Source organism: Cytobacillus sp. MT66 (assembly GCF_058792595.1).
In genome coordinates, this window is record NZ_JBXAFB010000013.1 from 94,406 (window position 1) to 113,189 (window position 18,784).

The window sequence follows — 18,784 nt, forward strand, 5'->3', positions numbered from 1 at the left end:
TGAACATTTGTGGGGACTTTTTAAATATCTTTGATGAATATATATTTACTAAGGGGTCTAAGATGATTCTGTTCAAATGTTGAAATTATATTAAAATAATTAAATGAGAGGGAATGGATGATTAGATAAGCAAGGAACAAAAATAAAGGTTTCGCTGAGCTAGTCTATTTCATAAATATAAAGTGGCGGGCTTTTGTCATGATTATGAAAAAATTCCTCAATAAATCACACCTTAATCACTCCCTTTATTATTATGTGTAGTGTTAAAATAGGTAGTGATTTGAGAATTGGAGGTTCCAAGTACTTATGAAAACGAAAATTGGTTTATTGTATGGCGGAAAGTCAGCTGAGCATGAGGTATCCATGCAGACAGCTATGGCCGTTATAAAGGCGCTGGATTTAGAAAAATTTGAAATACACCCTATATATATTACAAAGGAAGGAAGCTGGAATAAGGGACCCCAGTTATCTGAACCCGTTGAAAACGTAAAAGAGCTTGCGTTTTCCGGCGAAGAAGCTTTGTCCCCTGCGGTGTTGGCACCGGCTATTTTTCAGTCAGGCGATCAGCAAGACAGTTCATTTGATGTCATCTTCCCGCTGCTTCATGGCCCAAATGGGGAAGATGGAACAGTTCAGGGATTGTTAGAGCTTTTAAACCTCCCGTATGTTGGAAATGGCGTTCTTTCCTCTTCTGCAGGAATGGATAAAGTAATCATGAAAAATATATTCTCACATGCGGGGCTTCCTCAAGTGAAATATAACTGGTTTATTCGCAGTGAGTGGGAAAATGAGAAGGAAAATGCCTATCAGAAGGTTGAAAGCGAACTTGGCTACCCATGTTTTGTAAAACCGGCAAACCTTGGATCAAGCGTAGGCATAAGTAAATGCACCAACAGAGCGGAATTAGAACAGGCATTTGCTGAAGCTTTCCAATATGATCGTAAAATTATCATTGAAGAGGGCGTACAAGCGAGAGAAATTGAAGTTGGTGTCTTGGGCAATGATGCTCCAGAATGTTCAGTGCCTGGAGAAATTGTTCCTAAAAAGGATTTTTACGATTATAAGGCAAAATATCAGGATGGAAATACAGCCTTAATTATTCCAGCAGAAATTAGCAATAAAGAGTATTGCGAATTAAAGGAAATGGCGATTACTGCGTTTAAGTCTTTGGATTGCTCCGGACTAGTCCGTGCAGACTTCTTTTTAAGCCGAGAAGGAAAATGGTATATTAACGAGGTAAATACAATGCCAGGCTTTACACCATTCAGCATGTTTCCGCTGCTATGGAAGCATACAGGTGTTGATTACCCGCAGCTAATTGAACGCCTTGTTCAATTAGCGATAGAAAAGCATGCTGAAAAGCAGCAGATTAGATATACATTAGAATAGCAGGAAACACGGCATATATGCCGTGTTTCTTATATACATAAATTAAAAAGGGAGGGCTTGCATATGATCAGGAAAACCCTGTTGGAAGTTTCTCAAATGATAAAGATAGAAAATGATATAGCAGAGTTTCATGAATTAGAGATAAACGGTATAAGCATTGATTCAAGAAAGATAGGTGCCGGTAATTTATTTGTTCCTTTTAAAGGTGAACATTCGGATGGTCATCGATTTGTTGAGGATGCAATTAAAAAAGGGGCAGCTGCGGCGATTTGGCAAAAGGATGTTCCTAATCCGCCAGAGCATTTGCCGATTTTAATCGTTGAAAATACATTAATTGCATTACAGGAACTGGCAAGGAGCTATCGAAATCAGCTCGATGTCAGGATAATTGGCATTACAGGAAGCAATGGGAAAACGACAACGAAAGACATAACGGCCAACCTCCTGTCGCTCAAATATAAAGTTCAGAAAACAGAAGGAAATTATAATAATGAAATTGGGCTCCCCTTGACAATTCTGGGATTAGATGAGGATACCCAGGTGGCGGTTCTAGAGATGGGCATGAGCAGCAAGGGAGAAATTGATTTTCTTACCCAGCTGGCACAGCCGGAAGCGGCGATCATCACAAATATCGGCGAGTCCCATTTGCTTGATCTCGGTTCAAGGGAAGGAATAGCTGAAGCAAAATGGGAAATTGTAAACGGGTTAAAAGAGAACGGGCTGCTTGTTTATAACGGGGATGAACCTTTATTGGAAAAACATGCGGAAAATTGCCTAAACCATATTTCAATGAAGACCTTCGGCAGAAGCGGAAAAAACGACTGGTACCCAGTGGCCATTGAACAAAGTGATACAGGAAGCGCATTTAGAATTAATGCTTCTTCCATAGAATTTTATCTGCCTGTATTAGGGATTCATAATGTTTTAAATGCCATAGCAGCGATGACAGCAGCAGAGCATTTTGGGGTTTCTTTTGAAAAAATGAATGATGGCTTTGCGGGGCTAAAGCTGACAAATATGAGAACAGAATTAACTCAGGGACAAAAGGGCGAAAAGATCATTAATGACGCTTATAATGCAAGTCCAACTTCGATGCATGCAGCGATAGAACTTATTTCAAATCTGCCTGGATATAAGCGGAAAATCCTCATTCTTGGTGATATGCTGGAATTGGGGCCATCTGAAAAAGATTTTCATTTAAAAATAGGCGAGTCCATTGATCCGGAAAAAATCAGCTATGTGTTCACATTTGGAAAACTTGCCGAGTTTATTGCCAAAGGTGCATTGACCAGACTGCCTTCGGAGCGGGTCTTTTCCTTTATGGATAAACAGCAGCTTATTGAAACGCTAAAGAATTATGTCGATGAAGAGACAATCGTATTGGTAAAAGCTTCAAGAGGTATGAGGTTAGAGGAAATTGTTAAAGAGCTTTAGTGAAAAAGATAAAACCAAAGGTTCCAAAATAAGGCATTTATATTGGAACCTTTCCCAGTTCATACAAAATATAACCTTGTTTAAACCACCTTGCCACGTTGCAATCATCCTCGTGAAATGTTAAAATAAAATTTAGCAACAAATTGGAATTCCTTTTGAAACTTGGACATACTCCTTTTGGAGAATGTCTTTTTTCACTTTCTTATCGAACTAAGCCGGTGTGGAACACGATTTTGTTCAAAATTTAATTCGCTTCTCATGATATGTCGCCGGAACAGGCATACTATAAATGATCAGATTCCCGCCTAATTTTTTCAGAAGGTTATAGGCTGTGAGTGAACTCTTCTCTGCAATTTCTCAGCCGTTATATTGTCTAGAAGAGTACACTCATAGCTTATTCAAGGAGAATTTCCCTTACTATAAAATAATATTTAACAGTATTTAGAAGGAGAATGAAAACATTGACAAAGTTTCAAGATCTGGGCATTAGCTCTGCAACAATGAAATCTTTAAAAAGAATGGGGTTTGAAGAGGCTACCCCTATTCAAACGCAAACGATTCCACTAAGCCTTGAAAATAAGGATTTAATCGGACAAGCACAAACGGGGACAGGAAAAACTGCAGCGTTTGGAATTCCGATGATTGATAAAATTGACCTAGACAAAGATGTTATCCAGGGGATTGTTATTGCACCTACACGTGAGCTTGCTATCCAAGTTTCAGAGGAATTATACAAAATTGGCTATGGCAAGAGAATTCGTGTATTGGCAATTTACGGCGGACAGGATATCAACCGTCAAATTCGTGCGCTAAAAAATAAACCTCATATTATTGTTGGTACACCTGGACGTCTTTTGGACCATATAAACCGCAGAACATTGAAGTTAGAAAATGTTCAGACTGCCATTCTTGATGAAGCGGATGAAATGCTGAACATGGGATTTATTGAGGATATCGAAGCGATTTTGTCAAAAATTCCTGAAGAACGCCAAACATTACTCTTCTCAGCAACCATGCCTGCGCCTATCCAGCGTATGGCTGAAAGGTTTATGAAAGATCCTCAAGTCGTTCGAGTGAAAACAAAAGAAATGACTGTTCCGCAAATTGAACAGTATTATATTGAGGTTCAGGAAAGAAGCAAATTCGATATTCTATCAAGACTTCTTGATATTCAATCCCCAGAGCTTGCCATTGTATTTGGCCGCACAAAAAGAAGAGTAGATGAGTTATCTGAAGCATTAAATCTAAGAGGTTACAATGCGGAAGGGATTCACGGGGATTTAAGCCAGGCAAAACGCATGTCTGTATTAAGAAAATTCAAGGAAGGCTCCATTGATGTTCTTGTGGCAACAGATGTAGCTGCCCGAGGTCTTGATATTTCTGGCGTTACTCACGTATACAACTTTGATATCCCGCAGGACCCTGAAAGTTATGTTCACCGAATCGGCAGAACAGGCCGTGCTGGTAAAACAGGGGTAGCGATGACACTTATTACTCCACGGGAAAAATCTTATTTGCAAGTGGTTGAAAAGACGACAAAGAGAAAGATGGATAAGATGAAGCCGCCAACATTGGATGAGGCTTTAGAAGGGCAGCAGCGGGCAGTTATGGAACGCATTCTGCAATCAATTGAAGCAAATAATCTTCAGTATTATAAACAAGCAGCAGAAGAGCTTCTCGAACAGCAGGATGCAACAACTGTTGTTCAAGCGGTATTAAAAATGCTGACAAAAGAACCAGATACAACTCCTGTTAAACTAACAGAGGAAAGACCGCTTCCGATGAAAAGGGAACGCCGAAATGATGACCGCAAATCATACAATCAAAGAGGCAGACAAAAAGCCCCTGTACGTTCAAGAAAAAGCCATTCAGGAAAACGCACAGAACGCAATAGCGGACAAAGATCAAAACAATATTAATCATCTAAGAGAGAGCACTAAGCGTGTTCTCTCTTTTTTTATGGATATTTTTAAATTGCGAAATTCTACAAATGCCAAAATAGGTCAAATGTAATATACTTAAGAAGAATCAGAATTATGTATTTGGGGGAGGGTTTTAATGGTACTTGAACCGCAGAAAAGAATATCGGCAAAAGCTTTATCTGTCTGGAGAATTTCTGGTGCCCTCCTGAGTATTTTTGCTTTTTTGCTTGCTGGAGGAGTGATAGGGCTGACGATCGCTTTTGATTGGCCGATGTGGATTGTTGGTGCTGCACTACTGTTTTTTGCGGCCTTTATATACATATTTGTGATGTTGATTCCTTCTTTAAAATGGCGCCGCTGGAGGTATGAGGTTCGGGAAAATGAAATTGAACTCATGTCTGGGGTCATTGTGATCAAACGGACCCTGGTGCCGATGATTCGGGTACAGCATGTGGATACACGGCAAGGACCGCTTTTGAGGAAATACCGTTTGGCAACTGTAGCTATTTCAACAGCTGCAACGGTTCATGAGATCCCAGCATTGGAAATTGATGAAGCGGAAGAGCTTAGGTTTTTTATATCCAACCTTGCGAGGGTGGCTGATGAGGATGTCTGAACCTAGAAGGCTTCATCCGGTTTCTACTATCGCCAACTGCTTGAAGCAAATAAAGGAATTAATTATTCCATTTTTGGTGTTTGTGGTGTTCGGGAGCAGAAGCGATATATTTCAGCTCGTGATTTCCGTTGTTATCCTTGCGTTTGTTCTCATATCCGGAATTTTAACCTGGCTGAGATATACCTACCGCTTAGAAGAAGGGGAACTAAGGATTGAATACGGGGTTTTTGTCCGCAAGAAAAGATATATTCCATTTGAAAGAATACAAAGCTTGGATTTATCTGAGGGGATTCTTCAGCGGCTGTTTGGTTTAGTGAAAGTAAAGGTGGAAACAGCCGGAGGATCCAATGAAGCGGAAGCGGTGCTCACGGCAGTTTCGAAAGAAGAGGCTAATAGTATAAAGGAAATTGTCTTTTTTGCTAAGCGTGACTCACGGGAAAAGGAGGATCGCGCTTTTGAAAAAGGCTGTGAACAAATCCTTTATAAAATTTCACTGCAGGAGCTTTTCCTGCTTGCCTCTACGTCTGGCGGGGTAGGTGTGGTGCTGTCCGCTGTTTTGGCCTTTGTCTTTCAATTTGAAGAATTTATTCCTTATGAACAAATTTTTCGCGGCATCGAGGATGTTGTATCTGACGGTATTTTTTTCATCAGCATAATCATATTTATCGGCTTTTTGATTGCCTGGCTGATTGCCTTAATTGGAACAATGATTAAGTATTCCGGTTTTACCCTTATTAAGAAGGATGAGGAGCTAATAATCTCAAGGGGGCTGCTGGAAAAGAGGCAGCTGACGATACCCTTGCAGAGGGTTCAGGCGGTTAGGATAAGCGAAAACCTAATCAGACAGCCATTGGGGCTTTGTACGGTATATATGGAAAGTGCTGGGGGATCTAATGCCGATAAAGAAAATGCCAAGGTAATGGCTTTACCGGTCATTAAGAAAAATTGTGTCGCGAGTCTATTATCTGAGCACCTGGCTGACTATGAGCTTGAACCAGTTATTAGGCAAGCTCCCAAAAGAGCTCTAGGAAGGTATGCAGTAAGAGGGCTGCTAATTGTTCTGCCGGTAATAGCTGCTTTGGTCACGTTTTTTCGCCCGTGGGGATTGCTCGCAGCCATACCTATTCTTCTTTTATCGTTCCTTTGGTCATTCATCTCCTACAGGGATGCTGGCTGGAATATTCATCACCAGCAGCTGACTTTAAGGTATCGAACTATTATTAAAAATACTGTAATGATGAAGAGAAACAAAATTCAATCCTTGAGCATGCATGAAAGTATCTTCCAAAGAAGAGGGAATTTAGCTACTATTCGTGCCTCTGTTCTGTCTGGCTTGGGCGGTTCTGGCGGCAAGGTTAAGGATCTGGATAAAGAAGATGTGCTAGCCTCGTATAAATGGTATTCCTATACAAAATAATGCATTCATTATAGTCTCAAAAAATACATTAGAGGTGATTTTATGTTTGGCTCCAAAAAGAAGGCTACCGAATTAGAACAGGAAAACGCAGATTTAAAAAGACAGCTTAAGGGGTTCCTCGAAAAAGCACAGCAAAATGAAGAATATCTTAACAGCTTTGTTGATAACTTTTTCAATGAATTAAATTTTACGATACAGCAGCATGAAATGGTGAACGGCCAGCATAATGTCCTTGCAGATTTGGTCGGCAAAATCATGGAACGCTTTGAAACAGTAAATGACATTAGTAAGAGATCATACGATAAATCAATGGGATTGCATGAAATGGGAAAAAGCCTGATTGAATCCTCTGTTGACATGGTTCAAAAGTCCAATGAAGGAAGAGATTCAGTCAGCAAGGTGGAAGGCTTGATTGCAAAGCTGGGGGAGCAATTAACTGAGACCTCAATGAAAATGAACCAATTAAATGAGCGTTCAAAGGAAATAGAAATGATTGTTAAAGTCATTAAGGAGATTGCGGATCAAACGAATTTATTAGCGCTGAATGCCTCTATTGAGGCGGCAAGAGCTGGCGAGCATGGAAAGGGCTTTGCGGTTGTAGCAGAAGAAGTCCGTAAGCTTGCAGAAAATACAGCGGAAAGCACCCATAATATTAGTGTGCTGACACAAAATATCCAAAAGGATATCGAAGGTTCACTCCAGTCAACGAAGTTGAGTACGGGGCTCATTGAAGATGGAATACAGCTAAGCGCAGATACCACCGGTAAAATTGATTATATTCTTACCGTGATGAACGATGTTCAATCAAAGGTAAATGATGTTATCAGCACAATTGAAGAACAAAGAGACTGTTCAAACCAAGTGATGAATGAGCTTAAGGGCACAAAGGCCACCTTTGAGGAAGCAAATGAAATGATAATTAGGCATATTAATGATGCGAGTGTAGTAGACGAAAAGCTAGAGGACGGCATTAAACAAATCAGTGAGCTGAATAACTGGGGAAAACTTCTCAAAGAACATGAGGAGAAGATTAGTTCATGAAAAAAAGAGGCTGAAATAGCCTCTTTTTTATCTTTTAGCTGTATTTAAGCTTAATGCTAAATTTAACCGCTAAGTTGATCTTCGCTGCAGGCGCGTAGACTCCTGGGGGATCAGCGTTGAAGTGAGACCCCGCAGGAGCGTGTGCTCCGAGGAGGCTCGCAAAACGCCCCCCGGAAAGCGAAGCGCCTGGAGAGGAAATCAACGGTCAAATTTATCAGAGCCTATCTTTTATTGCTTTTTAATATCATGACACCTAGTAAAAAACCTGCAAGAAGACCAAATAAATGTGCGATGATATTAATATTTGGCTGTAAAAAGGTCATAATTAAGGCAACAATTGTAATTGTAATGATGGTTTGAGAGTTTGCTTTAGAAATAAGCTCCTTTTTGAAAACAGTAATGGCAGCAAAGTACCCAAACAAGCCAAAAATAGCTCCGCTTGAACCAACATGAACATAAGTTAATGGTTCGATGAGATAGGTGGCAAGATTAGCGGCAATTCCTGAAAGAATATAAATAAAGATAAATTTACCTTTCCCTTGCATCTGTTCAAGGGCAGGGCCGAATAGAATAAGGGAAAAACTATTGAATAGCATATGAGAAAAGCTCCCATGCATAAAGACAGGAGTTAAAAGCCGCCAATACTCGCCCTTAGCGATATAAAGATTTACCCCTGCGAAATGTTCATAAAACCACAAATTAGGAAATATCGGTAAAATGGTAAGCAGATACAGAGTAATATGAATAGCGACAATGACAGAAACAATCGGATAAAAGCGTAAAAATTCCTTAAAACTTTCTGTTCTTGTAAACATGCAGCTCTCCTTAACACTTTTTATAGACATCTTATAATATTGTTTATGCTTTCGTAAAAATAAATAGAAGGAAGATGAAAAATGATTTCAGGCATTGGAATAGATATTGTTGAAGTGCAGAGAATAAAAAAAATTTACCACAGACAGGAAAAGTTTGCTGACCGAATCCTAACTGAAAAAGAAAGGTCCGTTTTTAATGAATTGACAGATGAAAGAAAAACTGAATTCCTTGCAGGGAGATTTTCGGCCAAAGAAGCCTTCTCCAAGGCATACGGAACCGGAATCGGCAAAAGCCTTTCTTTTTTAGATATAGAAATTGAAAAAGATGAAAACGGAAAGCCGTTCATCGTAAAACCCCTAAAAAAGGGTGTCCACCTATCTATTTCCCATAGCAGGGAATATGCTGTGGCTCAAGTAATAATAGAAGAGTAGCTTATGCGAACTGAGTTGGCTGGAACGAAAAGGCGCGAAGACTCCTGTGGGAGTACGGTTTAGGGGAGACCCCGCAGGAGCAAGGCGACGAGGAGGTTCCCCGAAACGCCCACGGAAAGCGTAGCGCCTGAAGTGGAAGCCAACGGTTACAAAGAAAAAAATTTAAAGCTTGTCATCACCCCTAGCATATTTCGAAAGGTTGTCTCATATATTCATAGTGCAATAGGAGACAAGTACGTTGAAACATACCAAAAGGGGTTGAAAGAATGAGGAGAAAGTGGTTTTTGCTGCTCGCTGGGCTTCTGGCTATTCTTGTATTATCTGCTTGCGGAGCAAAATCGCAGGCTGATGTCACTAAGGAATTGAATAAAAAGGTTGAGGAAATGAAGAGCTATAAGGCTAATGCCACTATGACTCTTAAAATGGGTGCTGAGGGGCAGACCTATGAAATTGAAGTATGGCATAAGGATCCGTCCTATTACAGAGTTAATCTGAAAAATCCGCAAAAGGATCAAAGTCAAATGATTCTTCGCAATGATGAGGGAGTATTTGTACTTACACCAGCATTAAATAAAAGCTTCCGTTTCCAAAGCGATTGGCCGCAAAACAGCAGCCAGGCCTACTTATATGAATCATTAGTTAAAGATATTATGGAAGATAAAGAGGCCAAGTTTACAGCTGCCAAGGATCATTATGTATTTGAAACAAAAACAAGATACCAAAACAATCAGATGCTTCCAACACAAGAAATCAAGCTGAAGAAATCTGATTTATCTCCTGTAAGCGTAAAAGTAATGGATCCAGATAAGAATGCACTGGTTACTGTAGAATTTACAGATGTTAAATTTAATGCAAGCTTTGATAAATCAGACTTTGACATGAAAAAGAATATGACAAGTGCTCAGTTGTCAGTTCCTGTGATGGCAGAGCCAAGCGATAAAGAGTTTTCTGTTAAATATCCTTCAGAGCTGCTTGATGCTAAGCTAATTGATCAAAAAGAAGTAGACACTGAAGATGGAAAACGTGTCATTTTAACATATGATGGGGAAAAGTCATTTACTCTTGTACAGGAACAAGCTACTGTAATGCCTGTATCTTCACTTACAACAGTTAAAGGGGAGCCGATTGATTTAGGCTTTACGATCGGTGCACTTTCAGATAATGTTGTTTCTTGGACTTACCAGGGTGTGGATTATATGCTCGCTTCTAATGAATTATCAGAGGATGAGCTTGTAATGGTTGCACGCTCTGTTCAAGAAGGCATGGTTAAATAAGAACTTTCTTGTGAGGGCTCTTTTAAAAAAGGGCCCTTTATTTTTTTGGAAGACACTCCAGGCGCTCCGCTTTCCTTATTGACATCCCTTATCTTTTAGTTTGATAATCGAAGATATAAAAAAGACCCAAATTAAAGGATGGAGAAAATCATGGATAGTCAATCTTCCTTCTACCGGGATACATGGGCGGAAATAAACCTTGACCATATCTCATATAATGTAAAAAGCTTGAAAAAGATGCTGCCAACTAATGTACAAATAATAGCTGTAGTTAAAGCCAATGCGTATGGGCATGGTGATGAAGCTGTAGCTCAAACCGCTTTAGAATCTGGTGCATCCTATTTAGCCGTGGCCTTTCTGGACGAGGCCCTTGCACTCAGGAAGAAAGGAATTGCGGCACCAATCCTGGTTCTAGGCGCCAGCCGGCCAGAGGATAGCAGCATTGCTGCAAAACATCACATCACGCTTACTGCCTATCAGGCACAATGGATGGAAACTGCGAAAAGTCACCTTCAAGAAAATCAAGAATTAGCTGTTCATCTTAAGCTTGATACGGGGATGGGCCGAATTGGAATACGAAGCAAAGAAGAGCTAGAGGGAATTGAAGCTGCTGCTGCCCGGGATTCCCGAATTCATATTGAGGGAGCTTTCACACATTTTGCTACAGCGGACGAGCTTGATACGAGTTATTTTCAGCAGCAGATGCAGAAGTTTAAAGAAATGATCTCTTGGTTTAAAGTTAGGCCAGAAATGATTCATTCCGGGAACAGCGCGGCGTCTTTAAGATTCCCTGAAACCCATTTGAATGCGGTCAGAATGGGGATAGCTATGTATGGATTATCGCCCTCGCCTGAAATCGCAGGTGAGCTGCCTTTTCCATTGAAGCAGGCATTTGCCCTTCATACTAAAATCGTCCTTGTGAAAAAGGTGCCAAAAGGAAGCAAAATTAGCTATGGTGCAACCTATGAAGCAAGTGAAGATGAATGGATTGGCACGCTGCCAATCGGATATGCTGATGGATGGATACGGAAACTGCAGGGACAAGAGGTTCTGGTAAACGGGGAGCGGGTTCAGATTGTCGGAAGAATTTGTATGGATCAATGTATGATCAGACTGCCAAAGGAAGTACCAGCAGGAACACTGGCTACACTGATCGGACAGCAGGAAAATGCCGAAATAACGGTTGATGAAATAGCGCAAAAGCTTGAGACCATCAATTACGAAATCACCTGCATGATCGGTACAAGGATCCCGAGAGTGTATAGAAAAGACGGCAAAACGGCCGGGATTATCAATTCGATCTTATAAATGAGGCTTTGAAAAGGTCAATATTAACAGAACAAAAAATTTTATCATGTTTTCAAATTTCCTGGATATATATAAATTGGCATCATAACAAAAATCATGCATAAAAGCATAAAATTTAAGCCCATAATACAAAAGAATTATCAAATCCCCTTTGCATTGGGCAGGAATGATGATAATATTAAAAATGGTAGAATAAAAATGGTGTGTAGTGATGGTGGAGGTGTTTGTTTGTGTCTGAGTCCAGCGCAACAACGGAGATCATGGTAAAATTACCGCAACATCTTATTACCGAGTTGGATGGCTTTGTAAAGCAGGAAAACGTAAATCGCAGTGAATTCATTTATCAGGCAACGAAAATGTATTTACGCGAACGGAAAAGAAGACAGATTCGTGAATCCATGAGACGTGGCTATATGGAGATGGCGAAAATAAACTTGACGATTGCATCTGAAGCATTCCAAGCAGAATTCGAGGCAGAACATACAGTTGAACGTCTAGTAAGCGGAGGGTAATCCCTTGATTGTAAAACGTGGCGACGTTTATTTTGCAGACCTATCCCCAGTTGTTGGTTCAGAACAAGGTGGCGTCCGTCCAGTGCTTGTCATCCAAAACGACATCGGGAATCGGTTTAGTCCCACAGTAATTATTGCAGCAATCACTGCTCAAATTCAGAAAGCTAAGCTGCCTACTCATGTTGAAATTGATGCGAAACGGTATGGCTTTGAACGGGATTCAGTCATCTTATTAGAGCAAATTCGTACAATTGACAAACAGCGTTTAACCGATAAGATCACCCATCTGGACAGCGAAATGATGGAAAAGGTAGATGAGGCTCTACAGATTAGCCTGGGTCTTATCGAATTCTAATATGACAATTACGCTCTAATAATGGGGCGTTTTCGTTTTGTTTAAAAAAGGTTTTTATACTATTATTTAATTCTTCAAAGGCAAGCATCTATATGCTTGTCTTTTTTTATCCATTTGGGCATACTTTTGCAGCAGATAGGGTCTTTTTTAAAAAATAGGAATTTATTTGATATGATGTTTATACATAGATAATAAAGGGTAAGTAAATGGCAATTGATATGTAAAGAGGTGGGTCAGTCATGAATATATCAATCAATATCAATGAGGATGGAAAGACTGTTAGGGTTCAAGTTGGCGGAGAGCTTGACGCATATACCGCCCCAAAGCTTCGTGAAGAACTATTTCCTTTAACTGAAAAAGAGGAAATCAATATGGTTATTGACCTTTCAAAGGTTTCCTACCTGGATAGCACAGGACTGGGAGTTTTTGTAGGGGTGTTTAAAAATGTTCGGTCTAATAATGGGAAATTTAAAATTACAGGCTTATCAGATCGGTTAATGAAACTTTTTGAGATCACAGGTCTAGCCAATATTATTGATTTAGAAACTCAGTTAGAAGGTGAAGCAAATTGAGTCAATCCTTTGATTATATTGAGATTAAAATTCCGGCTAAACCGGAATATGTCGGGGTTGTTCGTCTAACGCTTTCAGGAATCTCCAGCCGGATGGGATTTGCCTATGAAGATATTGAAGATATAAAAATTGCTGCAAGCGAAGCCTGCACGAATGCGGTACAGCATGCCTACAAGCAAAATGAGCAAGGTGAGATTGTTGTCGGATTTGGATTGTACGAAAATCGCCTCGAGGTTATGGTGGCCGATAACGGAAAGAGCTTTGATTTTTTGGCTGCCAAGCAGCGGATCGGAAAATATAATCGGGATGATTCAGTTGAATTTTTGCGCGAAGGAGGCTTGGGCTTATATTTAATTGAATCCCTCATGGATGAGGTGAGAATCCATAATAAAGATGGCGTAACAGTCTTCATGATTAAGTATCTAGAAGGAGAGCGGGTGGAGAGGAATGAAAAAACATTCTCAACCTAATCTAAAAACCAAAGAGGAAATAAATGATTTAATTAAAGCCTATCAGCTTCATAAGGATGAGAATGCCCAGGAGATGCTTGTACAGCATTATCGAAATCTTGTTGAATCTATCGCAAGGAAATATTCCAGAGGGAAATCCTTTCATGAAGACCTTTTACAGGTTGGGCTTCTTGGACTGCTTGGCGCTATTCGGAGATATGATGAGTCGTACGGTAAAAGCTTTGAAGCCTTTGCTATTCCAACGATTATTGGTGAAATAAAACGGTTCATGCGTGATAAAACATGGAGTGTCCATGTGCCAAGAAGGATTAAGGAATTAGGCCCAAAAATTAAATCTGCCATTGAAGAATTGACTACTCGTTTGCAAAGGTCCCCAAAAATCCAAGAAATTGCCATTGAGATTGGTGTGTCTGAAGAAGAAGTGCTTGAAGCAATTGAAATGGGCAAAAGCTATCAGGCGCTTTCTGTGGATCATTCAATTGATGCTGACTCAGAAGGGGGAACTATTACTTTACATGATATTGTGGGAAGTGTAGATGAAGGATATGAAAAGATAAATCAGCTTCTCGTTTTAGAAAAGGCGCTGCATGTACTGACCGAACGGGAAAAAGAAATAATTCAATATACGTTTTTGGAAAATATGAGCCAGAAAGATGCCGGAGAGAAATTAAACATATCACAAATGCATGTTTCGAGGCTGCAAAGAAGAGCCATAAAGAAATTAAGAGATGCAATTTATGAAGAATCGAGTAATTTTGAAATCGGTTAATGATTATTTGGCAATTATAGATATATGAATACAGCTTGCTCAGGATGAGGTGGGCAGGCTTTTATTTGATTGGTAAAATAAAAGGGACTAAATGTGCTGGAGGTAAGCTTTTTGGAAACAACACTACATAAACAGGACGAAATATTTGGCAAAATTGCATCTGAGCTGTCCATTTCACGAAAACAGGTCAAAAATACCATCGGCCTGCTTGATGAGGGAAACACAGTTCCTTTTATTGCCCGTTATCGGAAAGAACAGACGGGTGCTTTGGATGAAGTGCAGATACGTGATATCATGGAGCGCTGGCAGTACATACAAAACCTTGAACAGCGTAAAACTGAGGTTATCCGCTTAATTGATGAACAGGGAAAATTAACTGATGAACTGAAAAAAGCTATCGAAAAAGCCGCTAAAATGCAGGAAGTAGAGGATCTGTACAGGCCTTATAAGCAAAAGCGAAGGACAAAAGCAACGATTGCAAAGGAAAAGGGATTGGAGCCGTTTGCCCAATGGCTTTTAACCTTTCCTCTTTCTGTTTCTGTGGAGGACAAAGCCAGTGAATTTCTCTCTGAGGAAAAAGAGGTTTCATCTATTGCTGATGCCATAGCAGGAGCGAAAGACATTATCGCTGAATATGTGTCTGATGATCCAGAGAGCAGAAAGTGGATCCGCCATCAGACAGCAAAATCAGGAACAATTGAATCTGAGATAAAAGATAAAACCATAGATGAAAAGAATGTCTATGAAATGTACTATGCGTATGAAGAGCCAATCGCTAAAATTGTTCCTCACCGCATTTTGGCCTTAAACCGCGGAGAAAAAGAAGGGGTCTTGCGCATCAGTGTAAAGCCAGATAATGAGTTTATTCTGAAATACCTTCATAAAAAGTGGATTAAAAATGAACAATCAGAAGCGGCTTCTCATGTTAAGGAAGCTTATGAGGATGGATATAAACGGTTAATTCAGCCATCTATCGAAAGGGAAATCCGGAATGAATTAACAGAGAAGGCGGAGGAACAGGCAATTTTAATTTTCTCTGAGAATCTTCGGAATTTATTATTGCAGCCTCCTTTAAAAGGGAAGATTGTTTTAGGTGTGGACCCTGCCTATCGGACAGGCTGTAAGCTTGCCGTTGTAGATGAAACTGGAAAGGTCCTAAAGATATCAGTCATTTATCCGCACCCGCCTGTTTCAAAAAGGCAGGACGCGAAAAAGCAAATCATCGATATGCTAAAAACTTATAAAGTTGAAATGGTCGCAATTGGAAATGGAACGGCTTCGAGGGAAACAGAACAGTTCATTGCCGAAATATTAAAAGACTTTAATGATATTTATTATTTAATTGTCAATGAAGCCGGAGCTAGTGTCTATTCAGCATCTGATCTTGCAAGAGAAGAGTTCCCGGATCTGCACGTTGAAGAAAGAAGTGCAGTTTCCATTGCACGACGGCTGCAGGATCCATTAGCCGAACTGGTGAAAATTGATCCAAAGTCAGTTGGAGTAGGTCAATACCAGCATGATGTTTCGCAAAAAAGGCTGTCAGAATCACTGACTTTTGTTGTGGAAACAGCTGTTAACCAGGTAGGGGTCAATGTAAATACGGCTTCATCAGCCCTTCTTCAGTATGTATCAGGACTATCTAAAGCCGTTGCGAATAATATTGTGAAAAAACGTGAGGAAGATGGAAAGTTTTCAAATCGCAGCCAGCTGAAAAAAATCCCCCGCCTTGGAGCAAAAACCTATGAACAGGCCATTGGATTCTTAAGAATTATTGATGGCGGTGAACCTCTAGATCGGACAGGAATCCACCCTGAAAGTTATTCTGAGGTAAATAAACTGCTTAAGAAGGCAGGATTTCAATCAAGCGATTTGGGTTCGGAAGAGCTAAAAGCCTCTTTATCGGGTTTGGATATTTCCGATACAGCTAAGGAATTAGGTATTGGTGAATTAACCCTAAAGGATATTATTGATGCTTTAGTAAAGCCTGAAAGAGATCCTCGGGATGAACTGCCAAAACCGCTTCTGAAAAAGGATGTCCTGCAGCTGGAAGATCTTACGCCTGGCATGGAGCTCCAAGGGACAGTAAGAAATGTTGTTGATTTTGGCGCGTTTGTTGATATTGGCGTCAAACAAGATGGGCTTGTTCATATTTCAAAGCTGAGCAATAAATTTGTTAAACATCCATTAGATATTGTTTCGGTAGGAGATGTTGTGACTGTCTGGGTCGATTCTGTTGATAAACACAAAGGAAGAGTATCGCTAACGATGCTACCGCCGAATGAATAGATGTTGAAGGCGCTTGTTCTTTTAGCGCCTTCTTTTCTTCTTCCAGCACCATTCCTGGCTAGGCTGAAGAATTTCTTATGAACAATGCTTTTTTCTATAAAAGAACCAGCATTGGTTTAGAAGTTTAATTTGATATCGGTCCTTTTCAAAGAAAGCGCGCTTCATCTGGTTTTGAAACCATGTAGGCATCTGTCTACCTCCCTGATGTATTCTCCAAAGAAGAGGGTATATATAATTTATGCTATAATAGGTTGTCATGTTTACTTTTTTCATATTTTTAAAGGGGAAAAAATTATGGATGAGCAGGATTTGCAAAGACTAGTAGAGGAGATATCTTGGGAAAGCTTTGGGAAAAATTTTTTACATAAAGCATGCTTTAATCCAAGATTAAGGACCACCGGCGGCAGATATATGCTAGGCAGCCATAACATTGAAATAAACCCCAAGTATTTAGAACAGCTGGGACACAATGAGGTCATCGGCATCATTAAGCACGAGCTTTGTCATTATCACCTACATCTCGAGGGAAAAGGGTACAAGCACCGGGACCAGGATTTCAGACAACTGATGCAGAAGGTAGGAGCGCCGAGATTTTGCTCGCCGTTGCCTGAAAAGGAAAACAAAAAGGGGAGCAAAAGAATACTTATTTATGTCTGCAAAGAATGCGGTCAAGTCTATCAGCGGAAAAGAAAAATTAATACCCAAAAATATGTGTGCGGAATATGCAAAGGAAAATTAATTATGAAAAGGGAATTGACAATAGGATAAGGTGTAGTTTATAGTATAAAACCTAGCCTGTTAACACGATAAAACTTAGCAAAAAAATATTGACAATTGTTGTTGAGGTTTTTATAATTGTAAGAGTCGATAAGCTGAAAGGCTTTTAAAACATGCTTAAATAGCTTGTAAATTATTATTATTCCGCAGTAGCTCAGTGGTAGAGCTATCGGCTGTTAACCGATCGGTCGTAGGTTCGAATCCTACCTGCGGAGCCATTTTTGGGGAAGTACTCAAGAGGCTGAAGAGGCGCCCCTGCTAAGGGTGTAGGTCGCGTAAGCGGCGCGAGGGTTCAAATCCCTCCTTCTCCGCCAGATATTCATATATGGCCCGTTGGTCAAGCGGTTAAGACACCGCCCTTTCACGGCGGTAACACGGGTTCGAATCCCGTACGGGTCATTTTAAAAATTGTTGATGGTCCGGTAGTTCAGCTGGTTAGAATGCCTGCCTGTCACGCAGGAGGTCGCGGGTTCGAGTCCCGTCCGGACCGCCATTTACATGAATGGGCTATAGCCAAGCGGTAAGGCAACGGACTTTGACTCCGTCATTCGTAGGTTCGAATCCTGCTAGCCCAGCCATTTTTGAGCATCTGTCTTCAATCATCAATAGATATGATGCAATTTTCATTCGAGCCATTAGCTCAGTCGGTAGAGCATCTGACTTTTAATCAGAGGGTCGAAGGTTCGAGTCCTTCATGGCTCACCATTAAAATATTGCGGGTGTGGCGGAATTGGCAGACGCACCAGACTTAGGATCTGGCGCCGCAAGGCGTGGGGGTTCGACTCCCTTCACCCGCACCATGATTTTCCACTTGAGATTTCCGGTGATTATGGTATAATATTATTTGTCGCCGATCAAATGCGGTCGTGGCGGAATGGCAGACGCGCTAGGTTGAGGGCCTAGTGGGGGCAACCCCGTGGAGGTTCAAGTCCTCTCGGCCGCACCAGCTATATGTTTTACGGTTAGTGAAACGCTATTAATTTAGCGCCCGTAGCTCAATTGGATAGAGCGTCTGACTACGGATCAGAAGGTTATGGGTTCGACTCCTTTCGGGCGCGCCATGATATTTATTTTACGGGAAGTAGCTCAGCTTGGTAGAGCACTTGGTTTGGGACCAAGGGGTCGCAGGTTCGAATCCTGTCTTCCCGACCATTGATATCTTTTATATTATGCGGGTGTAGTTTAGTGGTAAAACTACAGCCTTCCAAGCTGTTGTCGTGGGTTCGATTCCCATCACCCGCTCCAAAATAGTTCTTTGAAAACTAAACGAAACAGAAACGCCAACGTAAATTATTTGTCCCTTATGGGACTAAAAACCGAGCTATATCAACTCTTTATTGGAGAGTTTGATCCTGGCTCAGGACGAACGCTGGCGGCGTGCCTAATACATGCAAG

At 40.6% G+C, this 18,784-nt stretch carries 18 protein-coding genes, 11 tRNA genes and 1 rRNA gene; 28 read left to right on the forward strand and 2 right to left on the reverse strand.

What is annotated here, in order from left to right:
- Positions 1-306 precede the first annotated feature (306 nt).
- From AC1Q59_RS19905 to AC1Q59_RS19930, 6 genes are all read left to right on the forward strand, one after another.
- Positions 307-1,389, forward strand: a complete 1,083-nt coding sequence (locus AC1Q59_RS19905) for a D-alanine--D-alanine ligase (protein WP_492367613.1) — start codon at positions 307-309, stop codon at positions 1,387-1,389.
- 63 nt (positions 1,390-1,452) lie between these two features.
- Entirely contained in the window at positions 1,453-2,823 is a 1,371-nt protein-coding gene (locus tag AC1Q59_RS19910) for a UDP-N-acetylmuramoyl-tripeptide--D-alanyl-D-alanine ligase (RefSeq protein ID WP_492367614.1), read from the forward strand.
- Between the two features lie 461 nt (positions 2,824-3,284).
- Positions 3,285-4,742 (forward strand): degradosome RNA helicase CshA, encoded by a 1,458-nt coding sequence (cshA, locus tag AC1Q59_RS19915; protein WP_492367615.1) that lies wholly within the window; start codon positions 3,285-3,287, stop codon positions 4,740-4,742.
- 139 nt (positions 4,743-4,881) lie between these two features.
- Positions 4,882-5,361, forward strand: a complete 480-nt coding sequence (locus AC1Q59_RS19920) for a PH domain-containing protein (RefSeq protein WP_492367616.1) — start codon at positions 4,882-4,884, stop codon at positions 5,359-5,361.
- A complete protein-coding gene (locus AC1Q59_RS19925) occupies positions 5,354-6,778 on the forward strand; it encodes a PH domain-containing protein (RefSeq protein WP_492367617.1) in 1,425 nt (474 codons plus the stop codon). Before AC1Q59_RS19920 ends, AC1Q59_RS19925 begins: the two co-directional genes overlap by 8 nt.
- A gap of 42 nt (positions 6,779-6,820) precedes the next feature.
- A complete protein-coding gene (locus tag AC1Q59_RS19930; protein ID WP_492367618.1) occupies positions 6,821-7,819 on the forward strand; it encodes a methyl-accepting chemotaxis protein in 999 nt (332 codons plus the stop codon).
- Between the two features lie 221 nt (positions 7,820-8,040).
- Here the strand turns inward: AC1Q59_RS19930 and AC1Q59_RS19935 are convergent, their stop codons facing one another.
- Positions 8,041-8,634 (reverse strand): rhomboid family intramembrane serine protease, encoded by a 594-nt coding sequence (locus AC1Q59_RS19935; RefSeq protein WP_492367619.1) that lies wholly within the window; start codon positions 8,632-8,634, stop codon positions 8,041-8,043.
- An 81-nt stretch (positions 8,635-8,715) separates the two neighbouring features.
- Here AC1Q59_RS19935 and acpS point away from each other — a divergent pair, with 81 nt between their 5' ends.
- From acpS to AC1Q59_RS19980, 9 genes are all read left to right on the forward strand, one after another.
- Complete coding sequence (acpS, locus tag AC1Q59_RS19940; RefSeq protein WP_492367620.1) at positions 8,716-9,066, forward strand: holo-ACP synthase; 351 nt, start codon at positions 8,716-8,718, stop codon at positions 9,064-9,066.
- 266 nt (positions 9,067-9,332) lie between these two features.
- Positions 9,333-10,340, forward strand: a complete 1,008-nt coding sequence (locus tag AC1Q59_RS19945; RefSeq protein ID WP_492367621.1) for a LolA family protein — start codon at positions 9,333-9,335, stop codon at positions 10,338-10,340.
- Between the two features lie 150 nt (positions 10,341-10,490).
- Positions 10,491-11,648, forward strand: coding sequence for an alanine racemase (gene alr / locus AC1Q59_RS19950; protein ID WP_492367622.1), 1,158 nt, complete (start codon positions 10,491-10,493; stop codon positions 11,646-11,648).
- A gap of 230 nt (positions 11,649-11,878) precedes the next feature.
- The gene (locus AC1Q59_RS19955; protein ID WP_492367623.1) at positions 11,879-12,160 is read left to right on the forward strand and encodes a CopG family ribbon-helix-helix protein; all 282 of its coding nucleotides are present in this window, start codon (positions 11,879-11,881) and stop codon (positions 12,158-12,160) included.
- A gap of 4 nt (positions 12,161-12,164) precedes the next feature.
- The gene (gene ndoA, locus AC1Q59_RS19960; protein WP_492367624.1) at positions 12,165-12,515 is read left to right on the forward strand and encodes a type II toxin-antitoxin system endoribonuclease NdoA; all 351 of its coding nucleotides are present in this window, start codon (positions 12,165-12,167) and stop codon (positions 12,513-12,515) included.
- A gap of 239 nt (positions 12,516-12,754) precedes the next feature.
- Positions 12,755-13,087, forward strand: a complete 333-nt coding sequence (locus tag AC1Q59_RS19965) for an STAS domain-containing protein (RefSeq protein WP_492367625.1) — start codon at positions 12,755-12,757, stop codon at positions 13,085-13,087.
- A complete protein-coding gene (gene rsbW, locus AC1Q59_RS19970; protein ID WP_492367626.1) occupies positions 13,084-13,557 on the forward strand; it encodes an anti-sigma B factor RsbW in 474 nt (157 codons plus the stop codon). Before AC1Q59_RS19965 ends, rsbW begins: the two co-directional genes overlap by 4 nt.
- Positions 13,535-14,326, forward strand: coding sequence for an RNA polymerase sigma factor SigB (sigB, locus tag AC1Q59_RS19975; protein ID WP_492367627.1), 792 nt, complete (start codon positions 13,535-13,537; stop codon positions 14,324-14,326). Before rsbW ends, sigB begins: the two co-directional genes overlap by 23 nt.
- 111 nt (positions 14,327-14,437) lie before the next feature.
- A complete protein-coding gene (locus AC1Q59_RS19980; RefSeq protein WP_492367628.1) occupies positions 14,438-16,612 on the forward strand; it encodes a Tex family protein in 2,175 nt (724 codons plus the stop codon).
- A 75-nt stretch (positions 16,613-16,687) separates the two neighbouring features.
- On the opposite strand, the gene cmpA is transcribed toward AC1Q59_RS19980, so the two are convergent.
- Positions 16,688-16,801 carry a cortex morphogenetic protein CmpA gene (gene cmpA / locus AC1Q59_RS19985; protein ID WP_492367629.1) on the reverse strand — a complete coding sequence of 38 codons (114 nt, stop codon included), beginning with the start codon at positions 16,799-16,801 and terminating at the stop codon, positions 16,688-16,690.
- A gap of 105 nt (positions 16,802-16,906) precedes the next feature.
- On the opposite strand from cmpA, the gene AC1Q59_RS19990 reads away from it, so the two are divergent.
- From AC1Q59_RS19990 to AC1Q59_RS20050, 13 genes are all read left to right on the forward strand, one after another.
- Positions 16,907-17,380, forward strand: coding sequence for a SprT family protein (locus tag AC1Q59_RS19990; RefSeq protein WP_492367630.1), 474 nt, complete (start codon positions 16,907-16,909; stop codon positions 17,378-17,380).
- Positions 17,381-17,532: 152 nt separating this feature from the next.
- Positions 17,533-17,607, forward strand: a tRNA-Asn gene (locus AC1Q59_RS19995).
- 5 nt (positions 17,608-17,612) lie between these two features.
- Positions 17,613-17,703 (forward strand) — tRNA-Ser (locus AC1Q59_RS20000).
- A gap of 13 nt (positions 17,704-17,716) precedes the next feature.
- Positions 17,717-17,788: transfer RNA gene (locus AC1Q59_RS20005), tRNA-Glu, on the forward strand.
- A gap of 17 nt (positions 17,789-17,805) precedes the next feature.
- A tRNA-Asp gene (locus tag AC1Q59_RS20010) sits at positions 17,806-17,882 on the forward strand.
- A 10-nt stretch (positions 17,883-17,892) separates the two neighbouring features.
- A tRNA-Gln gene (locus AC1Q59_RS20015) sits at positions 17,893-17,967 on the forward strand.
- Between the two features lie 51 nt (positions 17,968-18,018).
- Positions 18,019-18,094 (forward strand) — tRNA-Lys (locus tag AC1Q59_RS20020).
- A gap of 10 nt (positions 18,095-18,104) precedes the next feature.
- Positions 18,105-18,189: transfer RNA gene (locus AC1Q59_RS20025), tRNA-Leu, on the forward strand.
- A 60-nt stretch (positions 18,190-18,249) separates the two neighbouring features.
- A tRNA-Leu gene (locus AC1Q59_RS20030) sits at positions 18,250-18,335 on the forward strand.
- A gap of 38 nt (positions 18,336-18,373) precedes the next feature.
- Positions 18,374-18,450 (forward strand) — tRNA-Arg (locus AC1Q59_RS20035).
- A gap of 14 nt (positions 18,451-18,464) precedes the next feature.
- Positions 18,465-18,541: transfer RNA gene (locus tag AC1Q59_RS20040), tRNA-Pro, on the forward strand.
- A gap of 19 nt (positions 18,542-18,560) precedes the next feature.
- Positions 18,561-18,634: transfer RNA gene (locus AC1Q59_RS20045), tRNA-Gly, on the forward strand.
- Between the two features lie 89 nt (positions 18,635-18,723).
- Positions 18,724-18,784: ribosomal RNA gene (locus AC1Q59_RS20050) — 16S ribosomal RNA — on the forward strand; the annotation flags it as partial.

Bases quoted from the DNA above. Each gene is read 5' to 3' on its own strand.
- AC1Q59_RS19935 (WP_492367619.1), bottom strand. From the start codon at position 8,634: ATGTTTACAAGAACAGAAAGTTTTAAGGAATTTTTACGCTTTTATCCG.
- AC1Q59_RS19965 (WP_492367625.1), top strand. From the start codon at position 12,755: ATGAATATATCAATCAATATCAATGAGGATGGAAAGACTGTTAGGGTT.
- cmpA (WP_492367629.1), bottom strand. From the start codon at position 16,801: ATGCCTACATGGTTTCAAAACCAGATGAAGCGCGCTTTCTTTGAAAAG.
- AC1Q59_RS19930 (WP_492367618.1), top strand. From the start codon at position 6,821: ATGTTTGGCTCCAAAAAGAAGGCTACCGAATTAGAACAGGAAAACGCA.
- AC1Q59_RS19945 (WP_492367621.1), top strand. From the start codon at position 9,333: ATGAGGAGAAAGTGGTTTTTGCTGCTCGCTGGGCTTCTGGCTATTCTT.
- AC1Q59_RS19925 (WP_492367617.1), top strand. From the start codon at position 5,354: ATGTCTGAACCTAGAAGGCTTCATCCGGTTTCTACTATCGCCAACTGC.
- AC1Q59_RS19910 (WP_492367614.1), top strand. From the start codon at position 1,453: ATGATCAGGAAAACCCTGTTGGAAGTTTCTCAAATGATAAAGATAGAA.
- alr (WP_492367622.1), top strand. From the start codon at position 10,491: ATGGATAGTCAATCTTCCTTCTACCGGGATACATGGGCGGAAATAAAC.
- acpS (WP_492367620.1), top strand. From the start codon at position 8,716: ATGATTTCAGGCATTGGAATAGATATTGTTGAAGTGCAGAGAATAAAA.
- AC1Q59_RS19920 (WP_492367616.1), top strand. From the start codon at position 4,882: ATGGTACTTGAACCGCAGAAAAGAATATCGGCAAAAGCTTTATCTGTC.
- AC1Q59_RS19990 (WP_492367630.1), top strand. From the start codon at position 16,907: ATGGATGAGCAGGATTTGCAAAGACTAGTAGAGGAGATATCTTGGGAA.
- AC1Q59_RS19905 (WP_492367613.1), top strand. From the start codon at position 307: ATGAAAACGAAAATTGGTTTATTGTATGGCGGAAAGTCAGCTGAGCAT.
- sigB (WP_492367627.1), top strand. From the start codon at position 13,535: ATGAAAAAACATTCTCAACCTAATCTAAAAACCAAAGAGGAAATAAAT.